General features: G+C 63.9%; 18 protein-coding genes. 8 read left to right on the top strand and 10 right to left on the bottom strand.

The features are described 5' to 3' along the window. Window positions 1-49: 49 nt before the first annotated feature. The 8 genes from AC3IR3_RS01635 to AC3IR3_RS01600 all read right to left on the bottom strand — a co-directional run bounded on the left by AC3IR3_RS01635 (window position 50) and on the right by AC3IR3_RS01600 (window position 8456). The gene (locus tag AC3IR3_RS01635) at window positions 50-1060 is read right to left on the bottom strand and encodes an HlyD family secretion protein (protein ID WP_489195316.1); all 1011 of its coding nucleotides are present in this window, start codon (window positions 1058-1060) and stop codon (window positions 50-52) included. Window positions 1061-1068: 8 nt separating this feature from the next. Next, complete coding sequence (locus AC3IR3_RS01630) at window positions 1069-1266, bottom strand: DUF1656 domain-containing protein (RefSeq protein ID WP_489195315.1); 198 nt, start codon at window positions 1264-1266, stop codon at window positions 1069-1071. Beyond that, window positions 1256-3382: an FUSC family protein gene (locus AC3IR3_RS01625; RefSeq protein WP_489195314.1), complete on the bottom strand. Its 2127-nt coding sequence runs from the start codon at window positions 3380-3382 to the stop codon at window positions 1256-1258. The genes AC3IR3_RS01630 and AC3IR3_RS01625 overlap by 11 nt, the downstream gene beginning before the upstream one ends. Window positions 3383-3396: 14 nt before the next feature. Beyond that, entirely contained in the window at window positions 3397-3888 is a 492-nt protein-coding gene (locus tag AC3IR3_RS01620) for a MarR family transcriptional regulator (protein ID WP_489195313.1), read from the bottom strand. Window positions 3889-3995: 107 nt separating this feature from the next. Beyond that, window positions 3996-5849, bottom strand: coding sequence for a M3 family metallopeptidase (locus AC3IR3_RS01615; RefSeq protein ID WP_489195312.1), 1854 nt, complete (start codon window positions 5847-5849; stop codon window positions 3996-3998). An 86-nt stretch (window positions 5850-5935) separates the two neighbouring features. Next, entirely contained in the window at window positions 5936-6700 is a 765-nt protein-coding gene (locus AC3IR3_RS01610; protein ID WP_489195311.1) for a helix-turn-helix domain-containing protein, read from the bottom strand. A gap of 75 nt (window positions 6701-6775) precedes the next feature. Continuing rightward, window positions 6776-7672, bottom strand: coding sequence for an SDR family NAD(P)-dependent oxidoreductase (locus tag AC3IR3_RS01605; protein ID WP_489195310.1), 897 nt, complete (start codon window positions 7670-7672; stop codon window positions 6776-6778). A gap of 43 nt (window positions 7673-7715) precedes the next feature. Further along, window positions 7716-8456: an SDR family oxidoreductase gene (locus tag AC3IR3_RS01600; RefSeq protein ID WP_489195309.1), complete on the bottom strand. Its 741-nt coding sequence runs from the start codon at window positions 8454-8456 to the stop codon at window positions 7716-7718. A 119-nt stretch (window positions 8457-8575) separates the two neighbouring features. Here AC3IR3_RS01600 and AC3IR3_RS01595 point away from each other — a divergent pair, with 119 nt between their 5' ends. Beyond that, on the top strand, window positions 8576-9484 hold the full coding sequence (locus AC3IR3_RS01595; RefSeq protein WP_489195308.1) for a LysR family transcriptional regulator: 909 nt from the start codon (window positions 8576-8578) through the stop codon (window positions 9482-9484). Here AC3IR3_RS01595 and AC3IR3_RS01590 read toward each other — a convergent pair. Both AC3IR3_RS01590 and AC3IR3_RS01585 read right to left on the bottom strand, forming a co-directional pair. After that, window positions 9481-9891: a DUF4156 domain-containing protein gene (locus tag AC3IR3_RS01590; protein WP_489195307.1), complete on the bottom strand. Its 411-nt coding sequence runs from the start codon at window positions 9889-9891 to the stop codon at window positions 9481-9483. The genes AC3IR3_RS01595 and AC3IR3_RS01590 overlap by 4 nt on opposite strands. A gap of 77 nt (window positions 9892-9968) precedes the next feature. After that, window positions 9969-12800 (bottom strand): M16 family metallopeptidase, encoded by a 2832-nt coding sequence (locus AC3IR3_RS01585; RefSeq protein WP_489195306.1) that lies wholly within the window; start codon window positions 12798-12800, stop codon window positions 9969-9971. 266 nt (window positions 12801-13066) lie between these two features. On the opposite strand from AC3IR3_RS01585, the gene AC3IR3_RS01580 reads away from it, so the two are divergent. Genes AC3IR3_RS01580 through AC3IR3_RS01550 form a run of 7 tightly spaced genes read left to right on the top strand, consistent with a single transcriptional unit; the run spans window position 13067 to window position 17851 of the window. Continuing rightward, the gene (locus AC3IR3_RS01580) at window positions 13067-13270 is read left to right on the top strand and encodes a hypothetical protein (RefSeq protein ID WP_489195305.1); all 204 of its coding nucleotides are present in this window, start codon (window positions 13067-13069) and stop codon (window positions 13268-13270) included. A 7-nt stretch (window positions 13271-13277) separates the two neighbouring features. Further along, window positions 13278-13745 (top strand): tRNA (cytidine(34)-2'-O)-methyltransferase, encoded by a 468-nt coding sequence (locus tag AC3IR3_RS01575; RefSeq protein WP_489195304.1) that lies wholly within the window; start codon window positions 13278-13280, stop codon window positions 13743-13745. 38 nt (window positions 13746-13783) lie between these two features. Beyond that, complete coding sequence (locus AC3IR3_RS01570; RefSeq protein WP_489195303.1) at window positions 13784-14455, top strand: ubiquinone biosynthesis accessory factor UbiJ; 672 nt, start codon at window positions 13784-13786, stop codon at window positions 14453-14455. Next, window positions 14452-16101 (top strand): ubiquinone biosynthesis regulatory protein kinase UbiB, encoded by a 1650-nt coding sequence (ubiB, locus tag AC3IR3_RS01565; protein WP_489195302.1) that lies wholly within the window; start codon window positions 14452-14454, stop codon window positions 16099-16101. The genes AC3IR3_RS01570 and ubiB overlap by 4 nt, the downstream gene beginning before the upstream one ends. Window positions 16102-16107: 6 nt before the next feature. Then, complete coding sequence (locus AC3IR3_RS01560) at window positions 16108-16830, top strand: pseudouridine synthase (protein ID WP_489195301.1); 723 nt, start codon at window positions 16108-16110, stop codon at window positions 16828-16830. Between the two features lie 14 nt (window positions 16831-16844). After that, window positions 16845-17267, top strand: coding sequence for an alternative ribosome rescue aminoacyl-tRNA hydrolase ArfB (arfB, locus tag AC3IR3_RS01555; protein ID WP_132142449.1), 423 nt, complete (start codon window positions 16845-16847; stop codon window positions 17265-17267). After that, on the top strand, window positions 17264-17851 hold the full coding sequence (locus tag AC3IR3_RS01550; RefSeq protein ID WP_489195300.1) for a 1-acyl-sn-glycerol-3-phosphate acyltransferase: 588 nt from the start codon (window positions 17264-17266) through the stop codon (window positions 17849-17851). Before arfB ends, AC3IR3_RS01550 begins: the two co-directional genes overlap by 4 nt. Window positions 17852-17920 lie beyond the last annotated feature (69 nt).

The raw sequence follows: 17920 nt of genomic DNA, 5'->3' as shown, positions 1-17920 counted from the left end.
TCGTCGTTGTAGGAGCCCGCTTGCGGGCTCCTACATACAAAGCCGGACGTTAGTGCGTGCTTTCCCCACTCGGATGCACCACCAGCGTCGCCGTCATGCCGGCGGCCAGCACCGTGTCCTTGGGCATGTTCTCCGGATCGATCTTTACCCGCACCGGTACGCGCTGCGCAAGACGCACCCAGTTGAATGTCGGATTGACATCGGCCAGCAGATCCGAGCCGGTCGGGTTGTCGGCGTCGGTAATACCGCGAGCGATACTGTCGATCGTGCCTTTCAGGCGTACACCGCCGCTCATCAGGCGAATATCCACCGCGTCGCCGACGCGCAGGCTGGGCAGTTTCGTCTCTTCGAAGTAGCCGTAAATCCAGTACGAATGGCTGTCGATAAGGGCCATGCGCGCGCCACCCGCACTGGCGTAATCGCCGACGCGGATATCCAGGTTGGTCACATAACCGTCCACCGGCGCCCGGACTTCCGTGCGATCCAGATTCAGCTCGGCGGATGCCAGCTCGACCTGTGCCTGGGCGACGGCGGCCAGCGCCTGTTCCTGCGATGCGCTGGCCTGCTTCTGGCTGGCCTGTGCCTGCTGCCAGCCGGCACGGGCAGCGTTGGCGACGGCGACGGCGTTCGCCTTGTCTTCCGCCGAAATCACATTGTTGATGAGCTTCTGGCGACGCTCGGACTGCGCCTGATACATCTCGAAGTTGGTGCGGCTCTGCGCTATGCCCGCCTGCGCGGCGTTGATCGTGGCGCCCGCCGCGCGCGCGGCGGCTTCCGAAGCGTTGAGGTTCGCCTGTGCCTGCGCCACCGCGTTCTGATAACGCGCCTGATCGACGACGAAGAGCAGATCGCCCTTCTTCACCACCTGGTTGTCCTTCACGCGTACGTCGGTCACCAGTCCGGAAACGTCGGGCGCGATGCGGACGATTTCGGCACGCACGCGACCGTCGCGCGTCCATGGCGAGTACATGTAGTGCTTCCATAGTGCGTGCGCGATAAACGCCGCAACGATGACGACGATGGCGGTAATGGCGAAACGGATGAGGGTCGGAAGCTTCATGGGATGACTCAGAACAAGGTGAGCGCAAGGGCGCCGAACACGCAGACGAACAGCGCGAGCCGGAACAGGGGCGGATGCCAGACGAGGCGGTAGATGCCGAAACGCCCGGCCGCCCAGTCGAGCAGCCAGAGCAACACCAGCGACACGACGAAGAGAACGAACAGGCCCGGAACCAGCGCGTCGCCAATAGCAATTTCACGGGGCATTGGAAATCTCCTGCGCAAGAGGGGCCGAAGGCATGTACGCGGCGAGGACCGATTCGCCATCGAGCAACGCCATCCGGATCAGATGGAGGTGTTCGAGCAAGCCATGGGAGGCGTCTTTCTCACTGACTGCCGCAATCGCCGTCGCGACGGCATCGCGCGCCAGCAGGTACTTCGCCGCATCGGGCGCTTCGTAGAAACGCGCCAGAGATGCCAGCGCCGTATCGATGTATCCGCGCACTCCGCTGGGTGCGGTGCCGCGATCGAGGTCGTGTCGAAGCTCGATCAGCGCACGCCCCGTTTCGTGCACGGCCAGTGCCCAGGCCAGCAACGCGCGGGAGTCGGCACTGCCGGGCTCCGTCTGCGACACCACCTGACTCACCAGATCGTGATTGATGCTTTCGAAACGATGCCTCAGGTCCGGCAATGGCGCTTCGGCGGCCAACGCGACCTGACCGCGCAACCGCGCGAGTTGCCGTTGGCGCAACCAGCGACTGCCGATCACCGTGGGCACGAATACGAATGCGATCGCGGCCGCCGACAGGCCGACTACCTGGGCGATGGCATCGTTGATGAAATGCACGGGGTCGTAAACCATCGGGTTCTTGACAGCCAGGATGTACGCGAAGCCCATCGAGTAACCAAGACCGATGCTGCCAAGCGTCGCGCTCGTCATCATGACCAGGCCGATCATGAGGAAAGGCGCGATGCCCGCGACCATTAACGGATAGCCATCCATCTGGGTGAGTACGAAGAACTCGCATACGAAGCCGACGATCATGCCGATGAGATAGCCGAACATGACCTGACCGGTCACGCGCGTGGGGTTCGGCGCGGCGGCGAACAGTCCCGCGAAGATCGTCGCGAGCAGCATCGCGCTGGAACCCATCGGCCATGCGCTCAGAATCCAGAACACGCCGAGCGCGAGCATGGTGATCGTCGTACGGAAGGTGGCCAGTATTGCGCCAGCGTAGTCATTGCCTCGCGCGAAGCGGACGCGCTCCGCCGAACCGGCGATGATCCGTGGCGCCTGCAAGGTGGCGGCTGTGTCCACGTATGCGTACAACTCGTCCGTGAAGCGACGGAGCAATGCGGCACCCGTGTCGAAATCGCGCACGTCCTGCGAGTCGGTCATACCCTCGCGCAAAAGAGGCGCTTTCGCCGCCATCTCATCGCGCGCGCCGATAAGCCGCGGCAGCAGCACGCGCGCCGCGGCGCCCGCTTCGATCGGAGCGTCGAGCGCCGCACCTAGCGGCGCGTAAAGCGCGATCAATGCCTCGCCGGCCGTATCGCGATGCGCGCGCTTCAACCGGTTGATCAGGTGGTGCAGCGACTGGAAGCTGGTCGACGCAGCCATGAAACGCTGGTTGAACTCCTGCAGATGGCCGCTGCGCGCGCGGGCTTCGGCATCTTCGAAGATGACCGAACTGCGCAGGTCTTCCAGCGTCACCGCATCGCGCACGAAACGAAGATGGGCGCGCTCCATGGTCGAGCGCGCGATGCTTCCGCCCGTGCTTGCGCGCACGAAATCGACGAAGTGCGCGAACTGTTCGCGCGCCGTGCGGCGAAGCACATCGCGCATGCGGCTAGGGAATACGGTGTCGTTGATGACGCCGCTGACCAGAAGACCAAGCAGCACTTCGCTGATGCGCGCCGTGGCCGAATCGAAGACGCCCGGTGGATTGTCGATCACCGGAAGGGCAATGATCGCCGCGGTATAGCCGCCGAGGACGAACGCGTACGACTTGAAGTTCCGGTATAGCGTCGCGCCACCGGAACAGATGCCCAGCCACAGGGATAGCGCCACCAGGAACAAGTCGCGCTGCTGCGGGAAAGCCGCCACGATGAGGAAGGCGACGACGGCGCCACCAAGCGTGCCGATGGCGCGATAGAAACTTTTCGCCAGCACCATACCCGACTGGCGATTGGCCACGATGATTGTCGTGAGCATCGCGGTCGACGGCGCTGGCAGCGACAGCCGCATGGCGATCCAGCCGGTGAGGAAGAACGCCAGCATCGTCTTGAAGACGAACAGCCAGATCGACGCTTGCTCGCGCAGGGTGTCGACGACGATCTGACGCGTCGCGGGGACCTGTTTTTCGATGTCGATGGCGGACATGGCGGGCCCCTGCCTCAGGCGGGAAAACCTTCCAGCATCTTCTTGAGCAATTGTTCCAGCTGGCCCTGCTCGCCTGTCGTCAGGTTGCCGGTCTGCTGGAGCAGAAGCGTCGAAATTCCGGGCAGAAAGCCCTCGATCAACGCCGTGCCCTTATCGGTAAGGGTAAGCGTGACTTTGCGGCGGTCGTCTTCGCTGGCCGTACGGGCGATGAGACCCTTGTCGCACAACTGGTTGGTCAGCCGCGTGACGTTCGCCGACTTCTCGCCGGCCGCATCGCTGAGCTGGGACGGGTTCATGGCGTTGTCCGTCGTGCCGTACATCATCATCAGGATGTTGTACTCGGGGTGGTTGAGCCCGTAAGGCCGCAGGATCGCATTGGCTTCGTCGTGAATCTGTTTGTACAGATGCTTGACCAGGCGGACCAGAACGGCCGGCTGCCGGGGAAATTCGCGGTACTTGCCCAGGGTGACGTCAAGGCGCTGCTCGGTCGGGGCGAAGCTGGACATGGTCGCGAATCTCGTTTGATTACCTCAGTAGTATATAGTTCATAACTGAACTATCAATATATGGATAAGTTCATGGCGCCCGAGCTGGCGCGCCATGAAGACCCAGGCTATCGTTTTTGCTCGATTTTCTTATATAGAACCGCAAGTTCCGCGGTCTTTCGCCGGATGACCTCCATGTCGGTAGCCACCAGTTCGCCGGGCGACAGGTCCCGGCCAAAGAACCGTCGCAGGATGTCGTCCGGCTTCGCGGCGAACCCCTCGGCGAGCAATCGCGCGTAGCGCTTCTGGAAATCCGCCGGGTCGCGGGTGGCCATGTCGAACATCTTCGTCGCGAGCAAACCGGCGTACAGGTAGTTCACCAGGTAGAGCGGATCCTGGTACATGAGGCGCTTGGTCATCCACGCATGCGCCAGCTGCGGGTCGCGGGCGGGCCATATCTCGAAGCGACTTATCGTCGACAGCGTCAGGGCATCCAGGTCGGCGGCGTTCTTGATCGTTCCCGCCACGGTACCGTCGTAGATCGCCTGCTCGAGCTCTCCCTCTTCGGCCGAGGTGAATATCTCGAAGGTCATCTCGTCCAGTTGCGATTGCAGGTAGAACGCGCGGGTCGCGGGATCCTTGCTGTTCCGGTACAGGTCTTCGTAGAACAGCATCTCGTTGAGGATAGCGATGCCTTCGTGCATCCAGCTTGGACCGTGATTGAAGAACGGCGACACACCATGTTCGTTCATCAGCTGCGCATGGATGGCATGCCCACCTTCGTGCGCGACCACGCTCGCGTCTTTAACGGCGCCCTCATAAGTCCCGACGAAGAGTCCCGCTGGCACGCCAGGCGCGGCGATGGAAAACGCATCGCTCACCCGAGTGCCCTGCTTTTCGGCCAGGTCGGTACGATTGGCGGCGGGATCGAGCAGCGCGGCGAAATGCGCGACATAGCCGGGGCCAAGCGGACGCAGTGCGCGCAATACCGAGCTGCGCATGTTCTCGTAGGTGAATGTCGGCGGCACGAATCCTGGCGGCGGAAGCGCCATGTCCCACGAATGCACATCGACGATACCCGTCATCGCGCCTATGTGCTCCGCACGGATACGCTGATAGTTCTTCAGCGTATCGGCCTGTGCTTCGACCGCCTTCGTTGTTTCGTCGACATTCTTACGATCGAACTGGCGCGAGAAATAGGCCGCGGCAGGGGCGTCGTCGAAGTGCTGGAGTCGCGCGGTGCGATCGTTGAGACGTACGACGCCCAGAAGAATGCTGGCGTAGATGTCGCTGCGGCCCGCGTAGGCATCCCAACGCCGCGTCCATGCCTGCTGGCGCACGGACCGGTCCGGATCGCGCAGTAAGGCATCCGCGTCCTTGTTTATATCCCGCTCGCCCGAGGCCGTGGCGATCTTGCCAAAATCGGTGCTGCGCTTCGTCTTCTGGTAGATGTTCCAGTAATCCGACGACGATGCATCGCTGAGCGAATCGAGGATGGACTGCTGCGCATCGGGAAGCTCGTGCGGCAGGCTCCTCAAGGCCCGTTCCAGCAGGTAGCTATACGTTCCCAGCGCCGGCTCGCTGGCAACCGCTTTGTCGAAGCCGTCTTTGCCGAGACTGCGCAATGTGGAGCGAACCTGCATCACGAGTTGTCCAATCGCATTACCCATGGCGCTCTTGGCATCGGCGGTTTCGCGATCGTCGATATCGAGTGCGGAGCGTAAATGCAACCACGCGCCGTGCCGCTGACCCCGCGCCAGGAGCGCCTCGACTCCATGCAGATAATCGAGCAGTTCGCGCGGCGTGGGCGATGTCGGCGATACGACGGCCGCCATATCGGCAAGCAATGCCTTGCGGTCGGATTGCTCCGCCTCCGGGCTCGCAAAGTAAGCGCGCTGATCGATGCTATGCGTTTCAGCGGCAGCGGTCGCCATCGCGAACGCTAAAGCCAACCCCACAACCACCATGGTCCGTACACGCATATCGCCGCCCCACCATCGAAAGATCGCCCACTTTATCGGGCGTTACCGGCTCCGTGCTTTGCGTTATTTAGCGGACTTGCGTCGCCTTAGCGCACAGCCTTGCGGTAATTGGACGGCGTACTGTCGAACACCGCCCGAAACGAGCGGGAAAACTGCGCCGCACCAGCGAAACCGCACTCGATCGCGATATCGATAAGCGGACGTCGCGTCGAGCGAAGGAGCACGGCAGCTTTCTCGACGCGTAGCCGACGCACGTAATCGCCTACGGGAACGCCGTAGAACGCGTGGAAGCTTCGGGAGACATGGACAGGATGGCGCCCGGCGACTGCCGCGAGCCGGTCGAGCGAGACATCGGCGGAGGGATCGTCATGAAGACAGTCGCGAAGGCGCCGCAACCATAGCGGCGGCGATGGATCGACACGGCCGTTGAAACCGCGACCCAGCGCCGCCACCAGTTCCAGTGCTAGTCCCTGCGCCGACAAACTGGCGAATGGATCGTCGATGTCCAGCTCGGCGGCGAGCCTGTCGCCGATACGGAGAAGCCGTGCCGACCGACGAATGCTGGGGGCTTCGTCGAGATGGACGCCATGTTCCCGTAACAACGCCTGCAGGTTCTCGTCGGGGGAAAACAGGAGTTTTCGTGCGCCCACGGCTCCGAAACGCTGTTCGTGCACGGCATGTGCCGGGCAATAAAGCAGGTCGCCAGGAAGGTGGTCATTCGCTCGCGAGCGAATACGCTCTTCGTATCCTCCCGCCAGCACGAGGCAGAACCACGCCTCGTCGTGCTGGTGCGCATCCATCGTGCCGTGCGGCCGATAGCTGGAGATGTGCAGTTCGCTGATCCCGCTCAATGCCGTTCTCTCCCCGCAACCCGAAAACCATGATGGGGGCGTGCACCGGCACGCCCCCAAGATCGTCGTCGGAGATTACACCCGGCGCGGATGCAGCAGATCTTCCAGACCGATCCGGCGGAACATCTCGGTCCGGACCCGATCGGCGACGCCGTTCACCACTTCCGCGCCATCCTGGGAAGGATCGACGTGGACGCGGAACGGACGCTTGCCATGTTCCATATCGACGATCCCAACCATGGCGATAGCGACCGAGCCTGCGTCCGCGTCGGCAGGCTCCAGACCCGACAGACCTTTGAGGATCGCATCCGGCAGGCCGGCATAGGGACCGTTGTCGTATTCGGCGGCACGCGCCTCGTCGGCCGGCTTGCCCGAATGGGCAAAGTGATTGGTGCCCTTGGTAAAGGCGCCCGGCACCATGATCGTCGTTTCGATACCCCAACGGGCCAACTCGCCCGCATAGCTGACGGCAAGCGCATCCATCGCGGCCTTGGCGGCGAAATACGGTGCGAGATAGGGCGGCGTGCCGCCGCGCGTACTGCTGCTACCGACCCACAGCACCAGACCTTTTCCCTGCTTGCGAAGCTGGGGAAGCGCCGCGCGGTTTACGCGCTGGGTGCCCAGCACATTGACGTCGTAAAGCTGTGCGTATTGCTCGGCGGTAAAGGACTCCGCCGGACCGAAAACCATATGACCGGCGTTGTGCACCAGGACATCCAGATGACCATCCGTTTCGACGATGTGATGCACGGCGGCGTCGGCGGATGCCTGAGACGTAACGTCGAGTTCGACGGTGCGCAGGTCGATACCGCGCTCCTTCGCTTCGCGCGCGATGGCTTCGGCTTGCGGCGCATTGCGGCCGGCGATGTCGCGCATGCTGGCGTAGACGGTGTGGCCGGCGGCAGCCAGGGCGCGGGCGGTCAGCAGGCCGAAGCCGCTGGATGCGCCGGTGATGAGAATGATCTGTTTCATGGTGACGTACCTCGAATAGATGGCAATGCGGGAAGGGGTCGAATCAGATGATTCCGCCGTTGGCGCGCAGGGTCTGGCCGTTGATCCAGGAGCCATCCGGGCCGGCGAGGAACGCGACCGCGGCGGCGATGTCTTCCGGTGTGCCCAGACGCTCAAGCGGCGCGAGTTTCGCGAGGCGATCGATCAGCTCGTCGGACTTGCCGGTCAGGAAAAGGCCGGTAGCGGTCGGCCCCGGGGCGACGGCGTTGACCGTGATCTGGCGGCCGCGCAGTTCGCGGGCCAGGATGGTCGTCAGCGATTCGATGGCCGCCTTCGTCGCGGCGTACGGACCGTATGTGGGCTGCAGCAGCGCCACCACGCTGGACGAGAAGTTCACGATGCGGCCGCCGTTACGCAGACGCTTCGCGGCTTCGCGCATGGTGTTGAAGCTGCCTTTCAGATTGACCGCGATCAGGCGATCGAACGCATCGTCGTCCGTCTCGGCGATACTGGCCAGGTGCATGATGCCGGCGTTGTTCACCAGCACATCCACGCCGCCGAACACGCTCTCGGCCTGGTCGAAGAGGCGGAGGACATCCGCCGTGTTCGCGACATTGGCCTGGGCCGAGATGGCGTTGCCGCCCGCCTTTTCGATCTCGCCGACCAGCGCCTCGGCGGCGGCCGCACCACCGGCATAATTCACGACGACGGTGAAGCCGTCCTTTGCCAGCCGCTTCGCGACGGAAGCGCCGATACCGCGGGAAGCGCCCGTGACGATGGCAACCTTGTTCGTAAGCTCGTTCATGTTTTTCTCCCGATCCGACGGAATGCCGGTGTGGAGAAAGTTTGCTCGCGTTGCTATGGATGGATAATCAGCCTAAATTTGCCAACACTATTCCAGCAAAACGAACAGTTGGGGATTCAGTGGACCGTTTCGACACCATGCGTCTGTTCGTCCGGATTCTGGAACGGCGAAGCTTCACGCTGGCCGCCCAGGACCTGGAACTGCCCCGCTCCACCGTGACCCAGGCCATCAAGCGGCTGGAAACCCGGCTGGGCGTTCGTCTGCTCCAGCGAACGACGCGCCACGTCAGCCCCACACTGGATGGCGAGGCCTATCACCGGCGTTGCCTGGCGATCCTGGCCGACGTGGAAGATGCCGAAGCCGCGTTCGTGAATGCACGGCCCAGCGGGCTGATCCGCATCGATGTCCACGGCACGCTCGCCCGCGCTTTCGTGTTGCCTGCCCTGCCGGCCTTCCTCGACGAATACCCGGATATCCGGGTGCATGTGGGCGAGGGCGATCGCCTGGTGGACCTGGTGCGCGAAGGCGTCGATTGCGTGCTGCGCGTGGGCGACCTGCAGGACAGCAGCATGGTGGGAAAGCGCGTCGCGCTATTGGAAGAATCGACCTTCGCCAGCCCGGACTATCTCGACCGTCATGGCCGTCCGAAGACCCCGCGCGACCTGGAAGGTCATCGCGTCGTCGGATTCGTTTCGTCGGCGACGGGAGCGGTGTTGCCGCTGGAGTTCGTCGAAGGAGACCGCGTCACCGAAGTCATCCTGCCGGCCACCGTAACGGTCAGCGGCGCGGAAACCTGCGTGGCGATGGCCCGGCTGGGCCTTGGCCTGATCCAGGTGCCGGTCTATCACGTAGCGGCCGACCTGGCGGCGGGACGGCTCGAGCGGGTGCTATCCGATTACCCGCCCACACCGTCGCCCGTATCGTTGCTATATCCGCACAACCGCCAGCTGTCGCCGCGCGTGCGGGTGTTCGTCGACTGGCTGACGCGAACTTTCGCAGCGCAGTCAGCCGGGCCCGGCGACGTCTAGTTCTTCAGCGGAACGGTTTCGAAGCCGCCTTGCGGCGCGGTGGCAGGGGCAGGCGTCGTCGACGGCGCGACGTTACGTGCGGGCGTCGCACCGCGGGCTCCACAGGTGTAAGCACCCCAGGGCTGCGAGCCTTCCGAAGGTTCGCCCAGCGGCTTGATCGTGTCGGCGTGCATCTTGGCCGCTTCGTTGCGGGCGAGCACTTCCAGTTCGTCGCGGACCGTGAGGTCGTTGCGATCCACCGGGCCGACGCGATTCATGACCTGGACGGTGACCTTGCCCAGTTCCTGGCAACTGGAGACATCGCCGTTCCACGCGGTACGCACGTTCTTGGCCGCGTCGTCGAGTTTGATGCCCCAAGTACATGCGGACAGGGTGAGAGGAACGAGTAGGACGAGGATCTTGCGCATGCGGAACTCCGTGAACTTGCGGACGGGGCTATCGTAGCCGAAGGCGCGGCCCGGAACGGGCCGCGCCTTCGAGTCCGTTAATGCACCGGCTTGCCGTCGGCATCGATGATCTGCACATCGCCGAGTTTCAGCGCACGGACCGGCGCCTCGATCTTCTTGAGATCGCCGACGATGACCCAGGTCAGCGCATCCGGCTTGATGACTTCGGCGATAGCCGCCTCGGCTGCCTTCTGGTCCACCCCTTCGATGCGCGACTTCAGTGTCTGGACGTAGTCGTCCGGGCGATCGTAGATGACGATGCCGCCCATGGACGAAAGCACCGCACTGGTCGTTTCGAAACTGCCGGGCAGCGCACGGATACGCTGCGACCGGATCTTGCCGATCTCGTCCGCGGTGAGCGGCCGTGCGCCGACGACGTCGCGCGTCTCCTTGAGGATTTCCGCAGCGGACTCGGCGGTTTTGTCCGTCTGCACCGGTGCGTAGAACAGCATGGGACGCTGCCCCTTCGCATCGGAAAGCATACTGCCCGCGCCGTAAGCCCAGCGCTTTTCCTCACGCAGATTCATGTTCAGCCGCGACGTGAACGTGCCGCCGAACGCCCCGTTGGCAATGCCGAGATCGAGTGCGTTCTTCGCCTTCGTGGACGGCGCGACGAGACCCGCCAGAATCAGCGACTGCGGCGCATCGGTACGGTTGATCAGGAAGACGCGCGGCTTCGATTGCGCGGCGACCTTGCCAATGTTTTTCGTCGGGATAGCCGAAGCCGGCGCCTTCCAGTCGCCGAACGCGGCATCGAGCTGCGGCAGGATCGCGGCAAGCGTCGTATCGCCCGCGACGAGAATCCGCACGTTGTCCGGACGCAGGTAGTCGCGCTGGAAGTTCGTCAGGTCCTTCGCGGTAAGCGAACGGATGGCCTCTTCGTTTCCGGTGCCGGTAAACGGAATGCCATACGCGTGGCCGGCGCCGTATAGCAGCGGCGGCAGGGTGCGCAACGCCAGGCTCGTGGGCTCGGTTTTTTCCTGCGCGATACCGGCCAGCCACAGGCGGCGGACGCGTTCGATGTCGTCGGCCTTGAAGGCGGGATTGCGCACGATGTCCGCGAACAGGTCGAGCGACGGCTTGAGGTCGCTGTTCAACGCGCTGAGTCCGGCGGAACAAGTATCGAGCGAGCAACTCGACCCGATCACCGCGCCAAGCCGCTCCTTGCGCCGCGTGACTTCGACCGAATCCAGCGTGCGGGTGCTTTCGTCGATCAGCGCGGACGTAAAGCTCGCGGTACCCGGCTTGCGCCCTTCGTCGGCGGCATAGCCCGCATCGAACAGCAGCTGCACCTGGGTTACGGGGATTGTATGACGCTCGGCCAGAACGACCTCGATGCCGTTTTTCAGCTTCCCGCGCTGAAGAGTGGGGAAGGACAGCGAGGGGAAGGTGTCGACGTTCGGCACGCCCTTGCTGCGATCGACCTGACTGGCCGCGACGGTATACGCATGCTTTGCGGGCAGCGCCGCAACCGGGCGCCCCGTGGCGGTACCAAGACCGGCAACCGCTTTGTCTTCGGCCTCCGGATCGAAGCCCTTACCTGCCGGCAGCACGGTAAGCGTGTAGTCGCCCTTCGCCAGCCACGTCTGCGATGCCTTACGGACGCTTGCGATCGTCGCGTCCTCGGAGCGCTGCAGATCCTTGCGGAAAGCACCCGGATCGTCACGATAAACCTGCCCACTGGCCAGAAGCGCGGCCTTACCGCTGACCTTCTCCAACTCACGGACAAAACCGGCGCGATTGCTGACCTTGGCGCGATCGAGTTCGTCCTGGGTCGGGCCATCGGCAAGGAACTGCTTCCAGACATCGGCAATGGCGGCTTCCACCTTCGCCGGATCCACGCCTTCCTTTACGTCGACGTTGAGCTGGAACTGGCTGGCAAGCGCGAATGGCGCCATGGTCACCGCCACGTCGTCGGCGAGCTGATCCTTGTAGACCAGGCGCTGATAGAGACGAGAGGTCTTGCCGCCGCCCAGCACGGTCGAAGCAAGGTCAAGCTGCGTAGCGTCGTCGGTACCAAGCTCCGGCACGACCCAGGTACGCAGGATGCGCGTCTGCGCAACCTGATCGTGCTGCGTGCCGCGGGTGGATTTGGCGACCGGCGTGATCCACGCCTGCTGACGCGGCACCGGCGGACCGGCCGGAATGTCGCCGAAGTACTTCTCGGCCTTGGCTTTCGCCTGAGCGGCGGTGATGTCGCCGGCGAGCACCAGCGTGGTGTTCGCGGCGCCGTAGTAATCGTGGAACCACTTTTTCACGTCCGCGAGCGATGCCGCGTCCAGATCGGCCATCGAACCGATCGCGTCGTGGTGGTACGGGTGGTTCGCCGGATAGGTATTGACGAGAAGGTTCTCTTCCACGCGCCCGTAGGGGCGGTTTTCGCCCTGGCGCTTCTCGTTCTGGACCACGCCGCGCTGGGTATCCAGCTCCTTCTGTCCGATGGCGCCAAGCAGGTGGCCCATACGGTCCGATTCCATCCACAGCGCCATGTCCAGCGCCGTGGTGGGCACGGTTTCGTAATAGTTCGTGCGGTCGAACCACGTCGTACCGTTCATGTCCGTGGCACCGGCCAGTTCGAACGGCTGGAAATAAGTGCCCTTGCGGTTTTCCGAACCGGAGAACATCAGGTGTTCGAACAGATGCGCGAAACCCGTCTTGCCGGCCGGTTCGTCGGCCGAGCCGACGTGATACCAGATGCCGACGGCCACGACCGGCGCCTTGTGATCCTCGTGAACCACCACGGTCAGACCGTTGGACAACGTGAACCGGGTGAAGGCGATATCCGGGATGGTGTCCGCCGGATTCGTGGCGGCGGCAGCGCCGACGAACGAAATCAGGCTGGCGGCGAGCAACGCGATCGGTTTCTTCATGCAGGTTTCCTTACCGGCCGGAATGGCCAAAGCCCATCAAGGCTAGCCCGTCGCCACAGCCGGACGCAAATGCTCGAAGGAAGGGGTTGTCCGCTGTCCGACTGACCGCGAGCGGTGTCCGCGGACACCGTCCGACGCCAGGCCAATATGACAAACCTCATGAAAATCAGGTTATTGCAGGCCCTGACGAAGTGGCACGGCGTTTGCGTTACTAGTCATGCCGCAAAGGGCGGCTTCGTCAAAAAACACGTCATAAGGACACGGTCATGAAATACGAAATGCTGATGCTTCGCGGTCTCTTCGTTGCCTCGCTGCTCGTCTCTGGGCTGATCCTCGGCAACATGCTCATTTCCCCCAGCGCCGTCGTGCAGCTGGCCGCCAACGGCAGCACGGGTACGGTCGTCAGCGCCGCGAAGACCGGTTGCGCGGTTCCACCCGATGGTCTCATCTGCCCGCGTCTGGATTCATAATGCGCGAATGCTGAATGTCATCCTGTTCCGACCCGAAATACCGCCCAACACGGGCAACGTGATTCGCCTCTGCGCAAATACCGGTGCGGCATTGCACCTTGTGCGACCGCTTGGCTTCGAGCTGGACGACAGCCGCCTGCGCCGCGCCGGTCTGGATTACCACGAATATGCGAGCGTCGCGGTGCACGACGACCTCGAAACCTGTCTCGCCGCACTGGGACAGCCCCGCGTATTCGCGTTCTCCACGCGCGGCCGGACGGCCCATACGGACGCACGCTTCGCTCAGGGCGACGCCCTGCTGTTCGGCTGCGAAACGGCCGGTCTGCCCGACGCGGTGCTCGATGCGCTCCCCGAGACGCAACGCCTGCGCCTGCCGATGCGGCCGGGTAGCCGCAGCCTCAATCTGTCCAACACCGTTGCCATTGCCGTTTTCGAGGCGTGGCGCCAGTTCGGCTTCGAGGGTGCGGCGGGCTAGCAACCCATCGGGTACGGCGCCCACGCTACAATCGGGCGATGACTCCTACCCGTCCCACGGCCGACGCCGGCCCCCATCGGTTTCTGCCCCGGCCGTTGCGCGTGCTTGCGGGCCGCGCGCTCGAAGCGGCGCTGAATCGTGCCGTCGATCTCGATATAGAAACGCGCCAGCGCCTCGACGCGCTGGATGGCCGGAGCATTCAGGTACATCTGCGCGGTCCGGAACTGGCCTTGCGCATCGCCGTCGAGAAAGGCCGCCTGCGTGTCGGACCGGCAGAAGAAGGCGGCGGCAACCTGCGCGTCACCGCATCGCCCGGCAGTTTGCTGGCCATGGCCATGCGCCGCGACGAGGACGGCGTGTCGCCGGGCTCCGTCGACATTTCCGGCGACGCCGAACTGGCACGCCGGCTGGAGCGACTGGCTCGTCAGTACGCACCCGACGTCGAAGAAGCTTTCGCCCGCACGTTCGGCGATGTCATCGGCGTCCCCCTGGCCCGCGCGCTGCGCGAGGGGCTGGCACACGCCCGCACCTCCGCCGCACATCTGACGGAAGACGGTGCCGACTGGCTGCGCGACGAAGGTCGCGTCGCCGTCGCTCCCGGCGAGATGGACGGCTTCCTCGATGGCGTCGACACCGTGCGCGAACGCGCCGAGCGACTGGAAGCGCGGCTGGCCCGGCTGGACCGCACCGCGAAAGGAAACCGCGCATGACGCCGCTGCGTCTGGCGCCGCGCCTTCTGCGCGTCGCCGCCATCCTGCTTCGCTACCAGCTCGACGATCTTGTCGATGGCGCGCATCTGTTTCGTCCGCTGAAGATTGTCCGGGCATTCCTGCCGCGTCCCTCCGCCGATGTACGGGCTTTGTCGCGCGGCGCACGACTTCGGCTGGCGCTGAACGAGCTGGGCCCCATCTTCGTCAAAGCCGGACAGGTGCTGTCGACCCGCCGCGATCTCGTGCCCGCGGATGTCGCGGACGAGCTGGCCCTTTTGCAGGATCAGGTACCGCCCTTCCCCGGCACCGAGGCGCGGGCGATCGTCGAACGCGAACTGGGCGCATCGGTCGACACGCTGTTCGCCAGCTTCGACGAGACCGCACTCGCATCCGCATCCATCGCACAGGTGCATGCCGCGACGTTGCTTGACGGTCGCGAAGCCGTCGTCAAAGTGCTGCGTCCGGGTATCGACCAGCGCATCGCGCGCGACGTCGATCTGTTGCATGCATTGGGAACACTGGCGCAGCGCTGGCATCCCAATGCGGACAAAATCCGCCCGCTGGACGTCGTGGCCGAAGTGGAGAAGATGCTCTCCAACGAACTCGACCTGCAACGCGAAGGCGCCAGCGCAAGCCTGCTTCGCCGCAATTTCGCAACCGGCGTCGATCTTTACGTTCCGGAGATCTTCTGGGACTTCAGTACCGAGCGCGTGCTCACGCTGGAACGCGTACACGGCGTCAGCGCCGACGATGTCGCCGCCATCGAAGCGGCGGGCATCGATCGCAAACGTCTCGCCGAGAAGGGCGTACGCCTGTTCTACGAACAGGTATTCCGCGACAACTTCTTCCATGCCGACGCGCATCCGGGAAATATCTGGGTCGATACCGCGCGCGTGGACGAGCCGCGTTTCATCGCGCTCGACTTCGGCATCATGGGTTCGCTTCCCGAAGCCGATCAGTACTGGCTGGCCGAGAACTTCATCGCCCTGTTCGAGCGCGACTACGCGCGTATCGCGCAGCTACACGTCGCTGCGGGCTGGATGCCGGGCACCGTGCGCATCGACGAACTCGAAGCGGCGGTACGCACGGTATGCGAGCCGTATTTCACGCGTCCGCTGTCGCAGATATCCATCGCCGAACTGGTCGTCAAGCTATTCCAGACGGCCCGGCGTTTCGAGCTGACGCTGCAACCCCAACTGATCCTGCTGCAGAAGACCCTGCTGAATATCGAAGGCGTCGGCCGCATGCTCGATCCGGAGATCGACATCTGGGCCGTGGCGCATCCGGTGCTGAAACGCATTCTGCGCGAACGTTACAGCCCGCGCGCAACACTGCGCGAGTTCCGTCGCCGCGCGCCCGAATGGTTGCACATGGCGCCGCAGATGCCCGAGCTGGTGCGAGATGCACTGCGACGCGTCGCCAGTGGCGAGAAACGCGAAGTTGCCGATCCGGTCGCGCTTGCCGTGGCGCGCGACGATGCAAGGCAGACACGCCGGTTGCTGGCTTTTACCATGCTCGGCAGCGCCCTTCTGATTTGCGCCGCACTGTTCGCCACACTGCTTCCGCACGGCGTCTGGCCTGCGGTTACCGCCGGTGTCGCCGGCACACTCGCGTTCGTCGCGGGCTGGCCGCGCGGCACGCGCTAACCACCCATGCTGGAAATCCTCTTTCAGGACGACGACATCGTCGCCGTCAACAAGCCTGCGAACCTTGCCGTGCACCGGTCGAAGTTCGTCGGTCCCGATGACGCGTTCCTTATCGACATGCTTCGCGAGCAGATCGATGGACGGGTACATCTTGCCCATCGCCTCGACCGTGCCACATCAGGCGTACTGCTGATCGCACGCTCGCCGGAAGTGGCGGCGGCACTCGGCGAGCAGTTCATGGGCCGGACGGTACGCAAGCGCTACATCGCCGTCGCACGCGGCTGGCCCGAACCCGCCGAAGGCACGATCGACTACCCGCTACCCGGCTCGCGCGACAGCGGCCCGCGTCGCGAGGCGTCGACCGACTACCGGCAACTGGCGACGACGGAAGTCGAAATCGCACTCGGACGCTACGAACGGCAGCGCTATTCCCTACTGCTGGCCGAGCCGAAAACCGGCCGATTCCGGCAGATCCGCAAACATTTCGCGCATATCCATCACCCCCTGATCGGCGATAGCCAGCATGGACGCGGCGACCATAACCGCCTTTTCAAGCAGTACTTTTCATCGCATCGCCTGCTGCTGCACGCACTGCGACTGGATATCGCCCATCCGGTCAGCGGACAGCCCCTGGCGATCGAGGCGGGACTGGACGATACGTGGCAGCGCATTCTCGAGCGTTTCCAGTGGGGCGACGCACTGACATCCGCCCTCCGCGACGACTGCTAGAATCGCCACCCATCATGCTTATCGTTACCCGGTCCATCGCCATTCCCGAATCCGAGCTCGTCGAGCGCTTCATGCGCGCGGACGGTCCCGGCGGGCAGCATGTGAACCGGACGGAGAGCGCCGTCGAGCTTCGCTTCGACGTCGCATCGTCGCCTTCGATATCGGACGAGTTGCGCGAACGCCTGCTTGCGCGCCGCGACCGCCGCATGACGGACGCCGGCGTGCTCGTCATCCAGGCCCGCCGCTTCCGCGATCAGGCACGCAATCGCGACGATGCGCGCGATCGCCTCATCGACGTCATCCGCGAAGCGACCGTCGTTCAGAAAAAGCGTGTGGCTACCAAGCCGACGCGCGCCTCGAAAGAGCGCCGCCTCGTCGGCAAGCAGAAGCGCGGCAACATCAAGAGTACGCGCAGCAAGGATTGGGGCCGCGAATGAGCGAATTGCCCGACTATCCACCGCCGCTTGCGCCTGCGTTACCGGATTCGCTCTGGAAGCGGTTCTGTCGCTGGGCCATTGCTCGCAGCGGCTGGCGTCTTGTAGGTCAGTTGCCCAACCTCTCCAAGGTCGTGGTCATCGGCGCACCGCATTCGTCCAACTGGGACGGCGTCTGGGGCCTGCTCATCAAGTCGGGCATCGGCGTCGATCTCGGCGTCATGATCAAACGCGAAGCGCTCAACGGACCCTTCGGTCCCATCCTTCGCCGCCTGGGCATGGTGCCGATCGACCGCAAGGCCGCCAACGACATCGTCGGCCAGATGATCGAACGCTTCAACACCCGCGAACGCATGTGGCTGGGCATCGCACCCGAAGGCACACGCAAACACGTGCAGCACTGGAAATCCGGTTTCCTGCGCATCGCGCGCGGCGCCAACGTCCCCATCCAACCGATCTTCATCGACTATCCCAGCAAGACCTTCACCCTGGGACCGCTGTTCCATCCGACCGACAGCGTCGAAACCGACATGATCGCCATTCGTGCCATGTTTGCGCCGTATCGTGGGAAGCATCGCGGGGCTTAATGGGTTGACGCCGACGACTGAACGTCGACGCCAGATAGTCGTCATGGCCTGGATAACGTCACGAGGCCA

The sequence above is a fragment of the Luteibacter sp. GL_149 genome (assembly GCF_057834065.1).
Note: the sequence above shows the minus strand (reverse complement) of the source record. Positions and strands in the feature narration are given on the sequence as shown.